Source organism: Luteibacter sp. UNCMF331Sha3.1 (genome assembly GCF_900109915.1).
Lineage (GTDB): Bacteria > Pseudomonadota > Gammaproteobacteria > Xanthomonadales > Rhodanobacteraceae > Luteibacter.
The window spans coordinates 66,553-82,017 of the sequence record NZ_FOBU01000002.1 but is presented as its reverse complement, the minus strand read 5'-3'; the positions used below and the strand labels follow the sequence as shown (position 1 = coordinate 82,017).

The 15,465-nt window shown below is 63.6% G+C and carries 10 protein-coding genes; 4 read left to right on the top strand and 6 right to left on the bottom strand.

Annotated elements, in window-relative coordinates:
• The first annotated feature begins 120 nt into the window (after nt 1–120).
• Complete coding sequence (locus tag BMX32_RS08645) at nt 121–5,379, top strand: autotransporter-associated beta strand repeat-containing protein (RefSeq protein ID WP_089977374.1); 5,259 nt, start codon at nt 121–123, stop codon at nt 5,377–5,379.
• Nucleotides 5,380–5,397: 18 nt separating this feature from the next.
• Here BMX32_RS08645 and BMX32_RS08640 read toward each other — a convergent pair whose 3' ends face one another.
• The 3 genes from BMX32_RS08640 to BMX32_RS08630 form a co-directional block, all read right to left on the bottom strand.
• A complete protein-coding gene (locus BMX32_RS08640; protein WP_089977370.1) occupies nt 5,398–6,588 on the bottom strand; it encodes a GAF domain-containing sensor histidine kinase in 1,191 nt (396 codons plus the stop codon).
• Nucleotides 6,589–6,739: 151 nt separating this feature from the next.
• Nucleotides 6,740–7,975 carry an alpha/beta fold hydrolase gene (locus BMX32_RS08635; protein ID WP_170843616.1) on the bottom strand — a complete coding sequence of 412 codons (1,236 nt, stop codon included), beginning with the start codon at nt 7,973–7,975 and terminating at the stop codon, nt 6,740–6,742.
• A gap of 175 nt (nt 7,976–8,150) precedes the next feature.
• Nucleotides 8,151–8,792: a glutathione S-transferase family protein gene (locus BMX32_RS08630; RefSeq protein WP_089980138.1), complete on the bottom strand. Its 642-nt coding sequence runs from the start codon at nt 8,790–8,792 to the stop codon at nt 8,151–8,153.
• 445 nt (nt 8,793–9,237) lie between these two features.
• On the opposite strand from BMX32_RS08630, the gene BMX32_RS08625 reads away from it, so the two are divergent.
• From BMX32_RS08625 to BMX32_RS08615, 3 genes are all read left to right on the top strand, one after another.
• A complete protein-coding gene (locus BMX32_RS08625; RefSeq protein WP_089977363.1) occupies nt 9,238–10,026 on the top strand; it encodes an SDR family NAD(P)-dependent oxidoreductase in 789 nt (262 codons plus the stop codon).
• Nucleotides 10,027–10,228: 202 nt separating this feature from the next.
• On the top strand, nt 10,229–10,675 hold the full coding sequence (locus tag BMX32_RS08620) for a hypothetical protein (protein WP_089977360.1): 447 nt from the start codon (nt 10,229–10,231) through the stop codon (nt 10,673–10,675).
• 2 nt (nt 10,676–10,677) lie between these two features.
• Nucleotides 10,678–11,499 (top strand): hypothetical protein, encoded by an 822-nt coding sequence (locus BMX32_RS08615; RefSeq protein WP_089977357.1) that lies wholly within the window; start codon nt 10,678–10,680, stop codon nt 11,497–11,499.
• 100 nt (nt 11,500–11,599) lie between these two features.
• Here the strand turns inward: BMX32_RS08615 and BMX32_RS08610 are convergent, their stop codons facing one another.
• The 3 genes from BMX32_RS08610 to BMX32_RS08600 form a co-directional block, all read right to left on the bottom strand.
• A complete protein-coding gene (locus tag BMX32_RS08610) occupies nt 11,600–13,000 on the bottom strand; it encodes a VgrG-related protein (RefSeq protein WP_089977353.1) in 1,401 nt (466 codons plus the stop codon).
• A gap of 27 nt (nt 13,001–13,027) precedes the next feature.
• Nucleotides 13,028–13,495: a lysozyme inhibitor LprI family protein gene (locus tag BMX32_RS18910; RefSeq protein ID WP_244511478.1), complete on the bottom strand. Its 468-nt coding sequence runs from the start codon at nt 13,493–13,495 to the stop codon at nt 13,028–13,030.
• Nucleotides 13,496–13,620: 125 nt separating this feature from the next.
• Nucleotides 13,621–15,291: a type IV secretory system conjugative DNA transfer family protein gene (locus tag BMX32_RS08600; RefSeq protein ID WP_089977350.1), complete on the bottom strand. Its 1,671-nt coding sequence runs from the start codon at nt 15,289–15,291 to the stop codon at nt 13,621–13,623.
• Nucleotides 15,292–15,465 lie beyond the last annotated feature (174 nt).

Below are 15,465 nucleotides of genomic sequence, written 5' to 3'. Positions count from 1 at the left end.
GACGAACGCACGCACTTTCCGCGCCGCGTGCGAGTAACCCCTCTTCCCACCCGGGGGCCGTCACCGACTGGCACCCCGTGAAAACTTGCGGCAAGATGCCGGCTCCACAGGGGGAAAAACATGGAAGAACTGCGAGGTGTCGCCGCACCCGGTCGTACGGCCGTGAGCGTCTGGGGCAAGCCGTGCGCGATCGCGCTGGCCGTGGCAATGGCGCTCAGCCTGTCCGCCTGCGGCGGCGGTGGCGGTGGCGGTGGCGGCGGCAATGTCCGGCCCACGCCTCCACCTGCGACAGGTGGAAGTGGTGGCACGGGGACAGGAGGAACGGGCGGAACGGGTGGCGCGACGGAGCCCACCGGTCGTTTCGATGTCGCGGCGAACACCTCGATCGTGGTGCCCGATATCCTTTCGGGCGCGATCGGCGTCACGAAGACCGGCGCAGGCACACTGACGCTGACCGGCGCCAATGCGTATGCAGGCCCGACGCAGGTCAACGCCGGATTCCTCTATATCGATGGCAACCAGTCGGCCGCGACGGGGGCGACCACGGTCGCGCCACTCGCGACGCTCGGCGGCAAGGGCGTGGTCGGCGGCAACCTGACGGTGGCCGATGGCGCGACGCTGGCGCCCGGTAGCCAGGGCGCGCTCGGCACGCTGACCATCAACGGCAACCTGCTCCTTTCGTCGGCATCCCGGCTCGCCATGAGCGCTGGCCCCACCGGCAGCGACCTGATCGACGTCAAAGGGAATCTCACCCTCGACGGCATTCTCGACCTCGATATCGCGTCGGGCACCAACGCGGGTCCCGGCGTACACCGGCTGCTGAGCTATGGCGGCACACTTTCCGATAACGGCCTCCTGCTGGATGGCGCCGCCACTTCTGGCTGGAGCATACAGACGGGTGTGGCACACCAGGTCAACCTGATCGACACACGCGGCATGGCTTTCAGCTTCTGGGACGGCGACGCGGGCCCGGCAAACGACGGCATCATCCATGGCGGCAACGGCACCTGGCAGAACGCCGGCGCCATGTCGAAGACGAACTGGACCGACGCGCGCGGCGCAACGAACACCGCATTCGGCGATGGCAGCTTCGCCGTCTTCCAGGGCATACCCGGCACGGTGACCGTCGATGCTGCGCACGGCGATATCAACGTCGCCGGCATGCAGTTCGCGTCCGATGGGTACGTCGTGCAGGGCGATGCGATCCATCTCGCGGGCAGCGTCCGCGAGCCCGCGCAATCGACGATACGCGTGGGCGACGGTAGCGCGCAGGGCGCGAGCTATACCGCGACGGTGAACAGCGTGCTCACGGGATCCACCGGCCTGGTCAAGACCGACGCCGGCACCCTCGTACTCGGTGGCGACAACACGTATACGGGCGGCACCACGATCGTCGGCGGCACGTTGCAGGTGGGCAACGGCGGGACCACCGGCACGATCATGGGCGATGTGGTCGACAACGGCACGCTGACTTTCAGTCGCAGCGACACCTTCGGCTTCGCGGGTGACGTCAGCGGTTCCGGTGTACTGAAGAAGGCCGGGCGAGGCACCCTCGTGCTCACCGGAAACAACACCCATACCGGCGGTACGATCGTCAGCGATGGTGTGCTGCAGATCGGTGACGGCGGCACCGCGGGCTGGGTCGCGGGCGACATCGTCAATAACAGCTACCTCAGGTTCAATCGCAGCGACGACGTGGTCTTCGGCGGCAACATCTCGGGCGTCGGTACCCTGCTGAAGGATGGCGCGGGCAAGGTGACCCTCACAGGTAACGCCACCGACGACCGTCCAAGCCCGAGCGCGCCGTCCATCGCCATCAATAGCGGAACGCTGCAGGTCGGAAATGGCGGCACGACGGGCTCGATCAGCAGCGGTAGCGTGCTTAACAACGGTTCGCTGGTGTTCAACCGCAGCGATACCTACACCTACGCCGGTGTCGTAAGCGGCAACGGTTCGCTGATTCATGCAGGCACCGGGACGCTGATCTTCACCAACCGGATCTATTCCCCTATCGGCATCGTGATCGCGAAGGGAACGCTGCTCATGAAGGATGCCGGTATCGTGGCCGATACCGGGGGCAGCGTTCTCAACAACGGAACGCTGATACTCGACTACAGCGCGCCTGGCGGTTGGTATGCGAGCGCGCCGATAACGGGCAGTGGCAACCTGATCAAGCGCGGCCCCGGCCTGGCGATCCTCGAGGCCAACAACACCTACACCGGCGGCACGCTCGTCAGCGAGGGGACACTGCGTATCGGCTCGTCGTGGTCCACGGGCTGGGTGGAAGGCGACATCGTCAATCAGGGCACCGTTGAATTCGCCCGACAGGACAATGTCACGTTCAGCCGCGAGGTAACCGGCGCCGGCATCGTACGGCAGTCCGGCAGCGGCACACTGATCATAAGCGGCGACCTCCGGCATACCGGCGGCACCGTCATCGACCGCGGAACGTTGCAGGTCGGCACGGGCGGAGCGGCAGGATCGCTCGCCGGCAACGTCATCGTGAACGGGACCCTCGCCTTCGACCGAAGCGACGACATCCGGTTCGACGGCATCATCAGCGGCGATTACGGCACGTTGCGGAAGGCGGGCGCCGGTACGCTGACACTCGGCGGCCTGAACACGTTCGGCCGTTACAACATCTTCGGTCGGGGAACAACCGTGGAGGATGGGACGTTGCGCATCGCGAATGGTGCCTCGGTCGATAACATCGTCTCCGTCGGCGGCAGCGCTTTCCTGACGGTCGATCATGGTGGCAAAGCCACGGGAGCCGTGCTCGACGACGGCGCCACCGTGGACAACGCCGGCTTCATGGGATCGTCGCTTCAGGGCCCGGTCGTGAGCGGCAATACGGTGACGCTGATCAATCACGATGGCGGGATCATCGACGGCCCGGTGCCGGATGGCATCACGACGCCCGCCGTGTCGTTGCGAACCGGCAGCACGCTCACCAACGGCGTCGGCAGCATGATCCGCGGCTACACGGGCGTCGAATCGTGGGGTGTCGTGAACAATGCCGGCGGCACGATCGTCGGTGTCGTGCGCGATGGCATCGGTGGCAAGGCCACCCTGATCAACAACACGATGGGTGGCCAGATCGTCGCCGGCACCAGCCCGCCGCCGTTCGGCCCCGACGGTGCGGGCGTTTTCACGACGGGATTCGGCGTCACGATCAACAACCTCGGCAGCAGTGCCATCGTAGGTACGCGCGAAGGCGTCCGCGCCTATGACGGCGCGACGGTGACCAACGATGGGGGCAGCCTCATCTCGGGTGCCACGGGCATCAACCTGGCGGGCGCACAGGGTTACACGAATTTCATCGCGAACACCGGTGGAAGCACCATCACGGGAACACGTGCAGGTATCTACCTCAACGACGGCGGAGTGATCGTCAACGGCAGCGGTTCGACCATCGAAACAACGGCGATGTCGTCGGGCGACTGTGCCGTGACGCTGAGCTGCGCCATCTTCGTACCGGTTTACACCGGTGTCGGCAGTGTCGGCTTGCTCGGGAGGCTGAGCCTGTTCAACGCCGGCTACATCGGTGGCGACGTGCAGATGGACGCGGGCGTGGCCAACAACGTCACGCTGTTCGCCGGCGGCACCATCCAGGGTGCGTTGAAGATCGGCGGCAACGCGCAATCGGTACTGAGGCTCGACGGCGGCATCGGCACGGCGGCGGCGTATTCGACCGCGGTGTCCGGTGCGACGACGTTCGCCGGCACGGTCGTGAAGACAGGTGCCGGTCTCTGGGTCGTCGATAACGATCAGCTGCAGAACGTCGTCGAAACGTCGATCGACGCGGGTTCGCTACGGGCCACGCGCGCACTGGCGGGCAACGTCGCCGTGAACCCGGAAGGCACGCTCGACGGCGTGCCCGGCGTGAACGGCAATCTCGTCAACGCCGGCATCGTCGCGGTGCGCGGCGGCCCCACCACCGTCGCGGGCACGTATGCGCAGGCCTCCACGGGTACGCTCGCCGTTAGCCTCGGCAGCACGCTCGATGTCGGCGGAGCGGCGACGCTCTCGGGTGGCACGCTACGCGTGACCGGCGCCGACGCAGGTTACGTGGCTAATGCGCATACCGACGTGCTGACGGCCGCGGGCGGCGTCTCCGGTACGTTCGGACAGCTGGTCAAGGACACCGGCGTGATCTTCACGTCGAGCACCATCAACTACACGCCGAACAGCGTCTGGCTCGATACGCGCGGCCTCGACGTGACGACGGCGGCCGCGGGCCAGGGCGTGACCTACACGCCGTTGACGATGCGCAGCGCGCAGCGCGTACAGATCGCCTTCGACCAGCTGAACCGACAGTTCGCCACGAACGACGCCTCCGTCGCGGCGAGCGGATCGCCAGCCGCATCGGCCGACTTCATCCGCGCGGCCGGCGAGTTCCAGCAGGCGCCGACGCTGGAAGCGGCACAAGCGTCGCTGCAGAGCCTCTCCGGACAGCTACATGCCGCGAGCGCGGCGATGACCTTCGAAGCCATCGACGCCTCCAACCGCGTGCTGTCGGACCATTTCGACGGCCTGCTCGGCAACAGCGCCGGGTATGGCATGTGGACGCAGAGCCTGAACGTCGGCGGCGACATGGGACGCAGCGGCTACGGCGGCGTCGGCTTCCAGTTGAACGGCTGGCTGGTCGGCAGCGACCGGCAGATCGGTGGCAACGGTGTGGCGGGCTTCGCATTCGGGCAGAGCCAGGGGCGGCAGCAACTCGATCGCAGCGCCGATCGCAACCGCAGCCGCAGCACGGACGGCATGTTCTACGCCGGATGGCTCAATGGCCCTTGGTACACGCAGGGCCGTGTTGGCTTCGGACGCTTTACACAGGACGTGGATCGCCAGCTGTTGCTGGGCCGCAGCGCGGAGGGCGTAGCCACCCGCTACAGCGGCAACTACAACGTCGCCTATGGCGAGACCGGCCTGCGTCTCGATCTCGGGGGCAGCCGCGTCACGCCCTTCTTCAGCGCCGAATACGCGAGCATCGACCGTAACGGCTTCGCCGAGCGTGGCGCGGGTGGCTTCGGCCTGCGCAGCAAGGCACAGACCGTGGATCGCTGGCAGGCCGGCTTGGGCCTCCGCGCGACGCATCGGTGGAACCTCGACGGGGGACGTGCCGTCGCGCTCAACGCCAGCGCGCAGTTCCAGCGCACCCTCGCCTCGCACGGGGACGTGTTCGATGCCAGCTTCGTCGGCATGCAGCAGTGGCAGCCGTTGACCGGCATCGGCCTGTCGCGCTACCGCGCCGTGCTGAACGTGGGCGTGGACGCGACGCTGTCGGAGCGCACGTCGATGACCTTCGGCTACGACTACCAGAAGGGTCAGCGCGATCAGGCACAGAGCGTGTCGGCGCGGGTGGTGATGGCCTTCTGACGCCGGGACGCCGGCACGTCACGCAACGCGTTGCGAGCGATCCGCCTTCGGCAGCCGAACCGTAAACCGGCTGCCCTTCCCCTGCTCCGACTCGACCTGCACGGTGGCCTGCAGCGAGGCGGCGATCTGGCCGACGATCCAGAGGCCGAGGCCCAGGCCTTCGGCTTCCGGATCCACCTGCCGGAACGCGTCGAAGATCGCGCCCTGCCGATCGGCCGCGATGCCGACGCCGTTGTCGGCGACGGTGATGGCGATCTGGTCGGCGTCCTCTTTCGCCGTGACGTCCACCCTGCCACCGCCCGGTGTGTTCTTCATGGCGTTGGACAGCAGGTTGCCGAGCAGGGTCTCGATGAGGGCGTCCGGGCCGCGCACCTTGAGAAGCACCGGCGGCAACGACAGCGAGATGCCGCGCCGGCGCGCGTCGGCCGTCCACTGGCTGGACAGCACGAGGAACACGTCGCCCAGGTCCGTCGTCACCGTGGGATCGATCTGCGCACCCGTGGACGCCACCGCCAGCAGCTGCGTCAGCTGGCGATCGACGGTGGCGAGCGCGCGGGTGCCCTTGGCGCAGAGGTCGACTGCGTCGGGGAACACGCGCTCGATGCGCTCCAGTGCGTAATTCGCGCTACGCAGCGGCGCCTTGACGTCGTGACCGGCGGCAGCGATCAGGCCGATGAGACGACCTTCGGTGCGCTGGGCATCGCGCACGATGCGGCGTAGTTCCAGCTGGTTCATCACCTGACGAGCCAGCCGGCGCAGGCCGTCGAGCTGGGCAGGCGTGAGCTCGCGCGGCCGGGTGTCGAGCACGCAGACGGTGCCCACCGGCATGCCGTCCGGGCTTTTCAGCAACGCGCCGGCGTAGAAGCGCAACCCGGGCTCACCCGCCACCAGAGGGTTCTCGCGAAAGCGCGGGTCACCCAGCGTATCGGGCACCACCAGGAGATCCTGCTCCAGGATCGCGTGCGCGCAGATGGAGGCTTCGAGCGGCGTCTCCCGCGTCCCCAGCCCGACCTCCGCCTTGAACCACTGCCGCCCCGCGTCGACCAGGCTCACGAGGGCGATCGGTGTCTCGCAAAAGAGGCTGGCCAGCTGGACGATGTCGTCGAACACGGCCTCTTGCGGCGTATCGAGGATGGCGTAATCCCTCAGCGCCCGGAGGCGCCGGGATTCGCGTGTGGGCGAAAGCCGGGGTGCTGGAGTGTGAGCCATGTCGGCATATTCTCACGTCGAAATGCCTCCGTCAGGTGATGGCTGCCGTGGGCGGGGCGGGACGCGAGAATTGCCGGATTTGCGCTGTAACCACCGAAGCGACCTGCACCCTGAGAGGGCGATCGGGACTGCGGGAAATGCGCTGGTTCGTTTACTGCGATGCCTTGGGCAGCCTCTTTTCCAGCACCGCCGCGCGCTTCGCGGTTTCCTCGACGGCACAGCCCGAGGCCTCGACCACCGCCAGGGTGCCGCCGTCGCGCGGGGGCTTGCAGCGGCGCGTCTTGCCATCGACCCACTGGCGCTCTTCGGCACGGAGCGTGGTCTTCTCCGCCTCGGGCAGCGTGGACATCAGTTTCTTGTAGACGTCGTTGAGGCGCTTGTCCTGGAAGGCGTATTCGTCGTTGGCGCAGCCGACCATGTCAGCGGTGGTGTTCGCTTGCTGGAGGCATGCGTCGTAGGACGGGCGCGGGGTGCTGGCGCCACTCGTCGCCTTCGGTTCCGCCGGCGCCGCGATGCCCCGCACCGCCGCGACACCCTGCAGGATATTCGCCACGACGAACGCCGGATCCTCATGCGGTAGCCCGTGCCCTGCCGTGGCCGCGATGTTCTGATGCGCGTTGGTGGACAGCGAGAGGAACTGCTTCTGCAGGCGTTGCGTCTCGCCTTCGAGCTTGATCGACATCGGCTCCGACAGACCCGGCACCATGCGGAAGCGCGGGCTGTGCGTGGCGACGATGACGGGCTTCGCGCCCAGCGTGTGCAGCTGCCTCGCCTGCGCGGCGCTTTGCACGATGTCGAGCCCTTCTTCGTTCTTCGCCGGATTGGTCTGCACGGTGCCGATGAAGGTGCGGGCTTCGGTCGCGGCCTTCTCTTCGCCTGCCTTGGCCGGGCCAAGTGCCGCGAGCCACGCCTTCGACTGATCCGGGTGCGTGGACGAGACGAGGACCAGACCGGCCGTGTCGTCGGGATAGAGGCTGGCGAAGACCTGCGCATGCAGACCGCCGATGGAATGGCCCACCAGAAGGTAAGGCCCGTCCACGTGCGCCGCTTTCAGCGCGGCGTGCAGGTCGGTCGCCGCATCCTTGCTCGTGCGCGGTCGCGATGGCGCGGGATCGCTACCGCCGAGGCCCGCACGGTCGTAAAGGCAAACCCGCGTGACGGGCGCGATCTTACCGGCGATGCCGAGCCAACCCGGATCGCCCGCGGGAGCCGTGCCCAGTCCCGCATCGATCACGACCACCGGGGCCCCCGTGCCTTCGCACTTCAGGTGGATGGACCGGCCGCCGACGTCGTAGCGTCCATCGAGGTCATCGGTGGCGAGAGCGGTGAGTGGCAGCGCGCCGAGCGCAAGTGCGGCGAGGGTCGCCAGGGTCGGATGGATGCTCACTACACGGTCTCCGTGGTCATTCGATGGATATAGCACGGGGTGCCATGCGCAACGAAGATGACGAGAGACACATGCTTGCGGAGCGTACCTGGGCGCGATGGCTTTTCGACTCCGTGTGCGGCCTTGCGCGACAGCTCGCAGGTTCGGCGAGAAGCCGTCGCGCACGCTTGTGCTACTACACGCGTGTGTTGACCTTTAGCTGAGCTTCGAACGCGCGCTGGTAGGCCGGCCTTGCCTCGCCGCGGGCGACGTATGCCGCCAGCGTCGGGAATTCATCCAGCAGGCCCGACGGCCGTGCGCGCAGCAACACCGAGACCATCATCAGGTCGCCTGCGCTGAAATCGCCATCGAGCCATTCGTCGTCGCCGAGACATGCCGCCAGCTGGCGGAAACGTGCGCGCACGCGATCCTTCACGAGCACCATGCGCTCTTCCGCCCACGGCTTGTCGCCCTCGAGCACCTTGGCCACGAACACGTCGAGGATGGGTGGCTCCACGGTGTTGAGCGCGGCGAACATCCACATGATGGCTCGCGCCTGATCCGTGTCTTCCTCGGGCAGCAGGCCGCCGTAGTGCTGTGCGATGTGGAGCACGATGGCGCCGGTTTCGAACAGCGCGAGGTTGTCTTCCTCGAAGGTGGGGATCTGTCCGAACGGGTGCACGCAAAGATGCTCGGGCTCTTTCATCGCCGTGAACGAGACGAGGCGCACCTCGTAAGGCAGGCCGGCCTCTTCCAGCGCCCAGCGCACGCGCGTGTCGCGGGCCAGTCCCTTGCCGCCGTCGGGCGAGCGTTCGAAAGCGGTGATGACGATGGTCATGGCGTACGTCTCCGGCCTGAGTACGAAGTGCGTCGGCGCCATTCTTCATCCTGTGCACCCCGAGAGCAACTTGCGTTGCCGCATACCGAGCGATACCGGGGCACCCTCACCGTCATCCCGGTGCAAACCGGGATCCACGGCGATGCAATCGGTTTCCGCCGAGCGCGGCATCGGATCTTCGCGGTGCACCGTCGCGCACATCGATGCGGCGCTGTCGTCACGGCCGGTAACCGGGGCGGTGGGCCCCGGCGTGCGCCGGGGCGACGGTGAGGCGTGCAGCGAGTTGCTGCATCGTCGGGGCGGCGCCGCCTGCCTATTGAGGGGTGATGAGTGTCGATGGGCGACATAGCCGTGCGCCGAAACGGCCGACATGCGACATGGGCGTAAAAGTATCGTCCGACATCGGCCACTAGACTGAACGTCGCGCCCCCATCCGGAACCGTCCATGACATCCCGCACCACCGCCCTGATCACCGGCGCCTCCTCCGGCATCGGCGCCGTCTACGCCGACCGCCTCGCGAAACGGGGCCACGCACTGATGCTGGTCGCCCGACGCGCCGACCGCCTCGAAACGCTTGCCGCTCAGCTCACACGCGACTACGGCGTCGAGGTGGGCACCCTGACGGCGGACCTCACCACCACCGAAGGATGCCTCGCAGTCGAGGCGAGCATCGCGAACGACACCACTATCGGTTTCCTGGTCAACAACGCCGGTATCGGAACGATCGGTTCTCTCGCCACGACGTCCGCGGACGCGCTCTCGAACCTCATCAACGTCAACGTGCTCGCACTGGCGCGCCTGACGCTCGCCGCCGTGCAGGCGTTCGAAGCACGCGGCGGCGGCACCATCGTCAACATCGCCTCCATCAGCGCGTTCCGCGCGCTGAAGAATGGCGCGGCCTACAGCGCTTCGAAGGCGTTTGTGCTCAACTTCACGCGGTCGTTGCAGCTGGAAGCGGCCGGGACGAACCTGCGTGTGCAGTGCGTGCTGCCGGGGCCGGTGCGCACGGAATTTCTGACGGCAGCGGGTGCCGACGATTCGGTGTTTCCGGATGAGTCGTTCATTACGGCGGAGCAGCTTGTGGATGCGGCGCTGGTTGGGCTCGACAACGGTGAGGACGTGACGGTGCCGACGTTGCAGGATGTTGGGTCTTATGAGAGGGCTGCTGCGGCGTTTACTGAGCTCAGGGAGGAGGCTGGGAGGCGGGGCGTCATCGCGCCACGGTACCGATGAATCCTACCCGCTCGATCACCACCGGCAAGGCATTGGCGGAGCGCCAAATGAGTCGGCCGAGCCACCCGTCAACGGCCTTCCACTCGACCGACGCATCAGCGTTGGGCTAAAGATCTTCTCCGTGTAGCCGATCTCTAGTCGTATCGCCATCGGCGATCGAGCGGGCAACAGGTGAGTGCACGCGCCACACAAGGATGAACATATGCACGTCGCAGTGAAAGCTTTTGTCGCCCTCATAGTGGCCGGCGTGGCCGCCCACGCCAGCGCCCAGAGACAAAGGCCAGAGCAAGCACTAGGCTACATCAACGCTGAGGCCGACTACATTTGCACGAAAGTAGCTACCGGCGGCTCAAGCTCGTCTTTCAAAGGCTCTGCCGAGGTCGAGGTTTCGCTCAGCAGGCTCTTCCGCAAACTCGCCAAGGCAGGCGTGGACGGAAAGATTGGGTACGAATCAGAAGCGCACGATGGCGTCCTCGCACACCAGGTCCTGGATGCTGCGAAGGAGGGAAACGACTGTCGCAAGCACGTATTTGACGTACTTTCTGCCTATTTTTTCCCACCGCAGGCACGGGTGATCCAAAAGACGAGTGGCAGGAATAGTCCCGTTATCGAGACGATGAACGGCGGCACCATAAACATTGGACGTTAGCCATGAATCGCATGATCTTCGCAGCATTGATCCTTGCCTCCCCAATCGTAAGCGCTGATCAGTCAACATCTGGCAATTGCAGCCCTACTGCTGGCAATCAGGCCGGCAACGCAAAAATCGAGATTCATTGCTACTTCAACGCATCGACGGTTCAGGATGCGTATCTAAAGGCGACGCATCCGACGAAGGTCGCTATTACGGGGGCCCGCTTCACACGCTGGCTCGAAGACAGCTCGAGGCCGTTTCTCTCCGTCGCGCTGAAAGCAGATTCAGATCTCCCGGCCATAGGCTTGACGGTAGATACGATCGCGCCAGGCACGTCGTCGCGCATCGACGCCCTGAAGCCCTTTCGAGTAAAGAAGAGCAACATCTTTCAGAGGATCAGTACGCGCGGAATAACGATTGAGGCCACTAACTCATTCACTTATCCCGTGCTGTCGCTTGACGATCTTGTCGGGACGGTTCACCCAGACATTCCTGCCGACTTCTGTCCGTACGATGCGGACGTTACCCTAGGTACGTCGCCCGACGAAACGAAGGCCCGAGAAAACGAGTCACTGCAAGATCTTCTGGCGTCGGTCCAAGAACACAGCGATCGCGTCATATGGCCAGTGAAGACTGCCAACACCATCCAGAAAGGCGTCTTGATTCGCATTCGATACAAGAACATCTTCGGTGACATCACGACGCTCTATCAACAGGTGTACGTCAACTACGCGAGGCGTGGCGCGACCGCGTCTCTCTGGTACCCGAGCAGGTCTGCGCTCGGGCAACTTGAGTGCATTACGAACGATAGACCGGCCGGACTTCTCCGCGTTGATTGATCGAGAGCGGCGGGGCAAAGTCCGAGCAATCCGTTGCCTGAGACCAAGCGGTCGCCGCTGAGCGAACTGATACAGCGGCGACTCTTGGCGCCTCACAACATCAGGAGCCGCCGATCGAAGGCTCCGGCGAGCTCTGTTGCTGCTGCATACCCTGTTGAACCTGCAAGTCCATCTGCTGCTGGTTATCAATCTGCTGATTTACCTGCTGCAGCTTTTCCTGGGACGTCTCGACCGGAACGTTGACCGCATCCGGACCATAAACCGAGGCCCGCATGGTGTATGGATGATCCAACCGTCCGTCGAGCACCTGATAAGCATGAATCGAGGGATGTAGCTCGCCCGTAGGCAGCCTGCCGAACCGAATCTCGTCCACGTGCGTCAGGCCAGCCCCCTTTACCTCAGCAGTCAACGCAGCCGTTACTCTGTCCACTTGGTCGCTGGACAGCAAAATTTGCTCCCTCTCATGCAGCTCGACGACGCCAGCCCGGATGCTGCTAGAAAGGGTATGGTCGGGGTGACGGGGATCGGTCAAGTCGATGGGAGCCCTCGATGGCTCGTGATTCTGTGAAGGTGTTTCGTGAGCCATGCCGTCAACATCGAGACTCTTCGCTGCCTCGATCTTGTCCTCCAGAGCCGACATCGTCTTCGCCCCAACCTGACCATCTGCCGTGAGCCCGGACGATCGCTGGAACGCTTGGACAGCATCTCGCGTGTTCGGCCCGAAATGGCCATCGGACACGAGTTGATTCCCGTCAGATCCCAAGTACCCTAGGTCCCGAAGCGAGCTCTGCAACTTCGAGACGCGATCCCCACGCATTCCGAGCTTCAGAGTGTTCGAGGACCGTGCAATCTCAGGAGAGTCCTCAGTCAGGGAGGGGTGCACACCAGTTCTGGCAAATTCAACGAGGTCTCGCCTTTCGTCGCGAATGCGGTTTCGTATCCCCTCCCAGTTTTCGGGAGAGCCTCTGAAATTTGATTCCACGTGAGCGGCTTTGTAATCTTGCACTGCCTCGACAATCTGTTGATCGCTCAGGTCCGACAGCTTGAAATTAGGACCGAATTTTTCTGTAAGTCCATTTTTGAAAACCGATTGCGTCAGACCGCGGTATTGAACCGAGGTACTCCAGATCGCATCTTGCACGGCTGGGCCACGTGTAGTGAGGTCAATGCTTTGGCCCGCGAGCGCCCGCATCTGTGGCGCGTAATGATGGGCTTTGATGAACTCGTGCTGATCTACACCGAAACCAGAGTCAACTGAGGCCAGTTCCTTCCACTTCTGCTTGAACGCAGGGCTATTGACTTCCAACCCGGCGAACTCGTCGCGGTACTTTGACCACTTCAAATACTCGTCTACTGTCTTCGCCTTGCTGGACAACTGATACTGTCCATACGACACACCGCCCTTATCGCCCTTTCCGGTCGAGATGGTTCCCGCCCCTCGACCGCCTGCTTCATATCGGCGCGATGTCTGACCGATAGTCCAACCCCTTCCAGCTTCCATCTAATCGATCTCCTTCGGTGACGTTTTCTACTTCTGCAGCATCTGTTCTAGCTCACGAGCCCGTGATGCCGTTGATCTGACCGCGCATCCATACGCATCCAGCTCCATGCCCTGCCCAGGCTCAGGACCGGGATCACAATCGATGTCGCGCTGGAGAATCCACGCACGCTCTTCATCTCGCAATGCCCTCTTAGCTGTTGGATCGAGCTTCGCCATCACTTGTTTGTAAACACGATTAAGTCGCTCATCCTGGTAGCCCATCTCCTCGCTGATGCAGTCCCGCATGTCGGGTATGACGCCCCCTGATGCATCAAGGCAACCCTTATAGGTCGGGCGCAACCCGAGGCGTCGACCCTCGGCCACTACATCGCGGCCGTACAGCGGGGCGGCGACATCAACGGCCAAGCCAACGACCAACGCTATGGCTACGGAGGCTGTCTTGAATCCGACAAAGCCGTTCGCCGGACATTGGCTTGTCAGCGCCTTTCTCTTCATGTGCACGCCTCCTTAATTCGGTGGGTCGCTCTGCGTTCGGCGCCAGCTCCGATCACAACACGCTGTCTGGTAGATGGATAACGGCTCAGCCGCTCAGCCGCTCAGCCGCTCAGCGCTGAACATCTTCAAAGCTTCATCCGCGGAACCTCTGCGGGTGGCCTGACCAGCTTCTTCAACTTCCGGTCCTTGTAATACCTGATTTTCTTGCACATCACGGGCCGCCCGATCCCTTCAAACATGATGATTTCTTTCTCCGGGCTCATTGCCTTAAGTTCTTGGGGAAGCATCAAGGCGCGACGCTGGTCGCTGTAGCTCTTACTGACGTCGCGCCCCCTCGACAGCGATTCAGTTCGAACGGTCGAATGCCCGAGCATCTCGGAGTACTCGTTGGCGTCGCGCTGCTCCCGTGGCGTGAAGATGATTTGCAGTGCGTGATTGGTTACGAAGGAGCGCGCCACGTCTTGACCATAGACCGCATCGAGCTGTGAAAGGCTCTGGATGATCGTTAGCAAGCGAAGGTTATAGCCGGCGATATAGGCTACTGAGTCCGCGAGGATGTCGATCTTTCCGATCGACGTGAACTCGTCCATGAGAAGAAGGCACTGATGCTTGAGCCCGTTTTCCTTGGATGGCATTTCCTTTGTATTGACCTTGATCAATTGACTGAAGAACAGGTTGAGGATGACCCGGCTCTCCGCCAGCTTGTTAGGCAGAACGCATACGTAAACAGTCATCTTCTTCCGGCGTACATCCGTGAGCAGGAAGTCGTCGCCGCTGGTCGCGGCGTCGAGAACCGGGTTCAGGAAGGCGTTCAGGGGCTCGCGGAACATGCCCATGATCGACGAGAAGGTAGGTCCTTCCTGCGACGTGAGATTCGCGAAAGCCTGCCTTGCGTCGGAACCTAGGTGGTCGTGGCGCGAGAGGTCGCGCAGTGTGCCTTTCAGGTCGCCACCCGTGCCGCTCGAAAGGCGAAACACATGACCGAGCGTCGGAGTACTGATAATTGGCGCAAAGTCATTTCGTTCCTTGTCGCGCTTCTCGAACAGATACAACGCGAAGGCAACGAAGGCGTTGCGTGCCTGGCTGACCCAGAACTTGTTGTCGGGTGTCGTATCGGGATAGAGCGACTCGCCGATCGACATCACATCCGAAATACGGAAGTCCTTGTCATCTGTAACGTAGCTCAACGGGTTCCAGCGGTGGGTCCGCCGGTCTTCTGCGAACGGGTTGAACATGTAGACATCCTGCCCCATCGCCAGCCTGCACCCACTGGTCTGAGCATGGTTTTCCTGCTTGATGTCCAGGACAACCACAGACTCGCCGTAAAGCATCAGGTTAGGCGTCACATTCGACACGCCTTTGCCTGAACGGGTCGGCGCGGCAAGTAAGGCGAACTGCTGCCCGACAAGACGGATGAATCGCCCAGCCAGCTTGCCTACGACAATACCGTCAGAACGATTGTTGAACAGTCCCGCCTTAGCGACCTCGGCCACGGTCGCGAAGCGAGCCTCGCCGTGCAGAGAGCGCGCGGGCTTTCGCAGCATGGGCACGACGAAGGCGAGCCAGCCGAAGATAGCGGCACCGAATCCGATGCCTCCGGCCAGCTTGATCCGCCACGCGTACGGCGCTACCTGCGGGTGCTCTATCGCCTGCCAGTAAAGCAGCCAGGTGTTCCAGCTCAGCGGTAGTGAAACTCGTAGCAAGGTGAGCGTGAGGTAGCCAGCGAGGAAACACCCACCGATAGCTGCTGCCGCGAGCAGCGTGAGCGCAAGGGCCGTCTTGATCTTCCAATCCATAAGCAAAACTCTCCTGACACCGCACTCGATAGCGCAGCGTTGATGCAACTTCTCTGGTTGGCGGAACAGCGGGCGCGATCAAAAGGCGGCGTCCGGACGTCCACAGCTCGCGTCGAAGCTTCCGTAATGGAAACTTCGATGTGTAGTTCACCGCAAAATTAGGTTGCGGTACAT

Excerpts from the sequence above, each read along its gene's own strand:
- BMX32_RS08625 (WP_089977363.1), top strand. The coding sequence starts at position 9,238 with ATGACATCCCGCACCACCGCCCTGATCACCGGCGCCTCCTCCGGCATC.
- BMX32_RS08615 (WP_089977357.1), top strand. The coding sequence starts at position 10,678 with ATGAATCGCATGATCTTCGCAGCATTGATCCTTGCCTCCCCAATCGTA.
- BMX32_RS08645 (WP_089977374.1), top strand. The coding sequence starts at position 121 with ATGGAAGAACTGCGAGGTGTCGCCGCACCCGGTCGTACGGCCGTGAGC.
- BMX32_RS08640 (WP_089977370.1), bottom strand. The coding sequence starts at position 6,588 with ATGGCTCACACTCCAGCACCCCGGCTTTCGCCCACACGCGAATCCCGG.
- BMX32_RS08620 (WP_089977360.1), top strand. The coding sequence starts at position 10,229 with ATGCACGTCGCAGTGAAAGCTTTTGTCGCCCTCATAGTGGCCGGCGTG.
- BMX32_RS18910 (WP_244511478.1), bottom strand. The coding sequence starts at position 13,495 with ATGAAGAGAAAGGCGCTGACAAGCCAATGTCCGGCGAACGGCTTTGTC.
- BMX32_RS08610 (WP_089977353.1), bottom strand. The coding sequence starts at position 13,000 with ATGGAAGCTGGAAGGGGTTGGACTATCGGTCAGACATCGCGCCGATAT.
- BMX32_RS08600 (WP_089977350.1), bottom strand. The coding sequence starts at position 15,291 with ATGGATTGGAAGATCAAGACGGCCCTTGCGCTCACGCTGCTCGCGGCA.
- BMX32_RS08630 (WP_089980138.1), bottom strand. The coding sequence starts at position 8,792 with ATGACCATCGTCATCACCGCTTTCGAACGCTCGCCCGACGGCGGCAAG.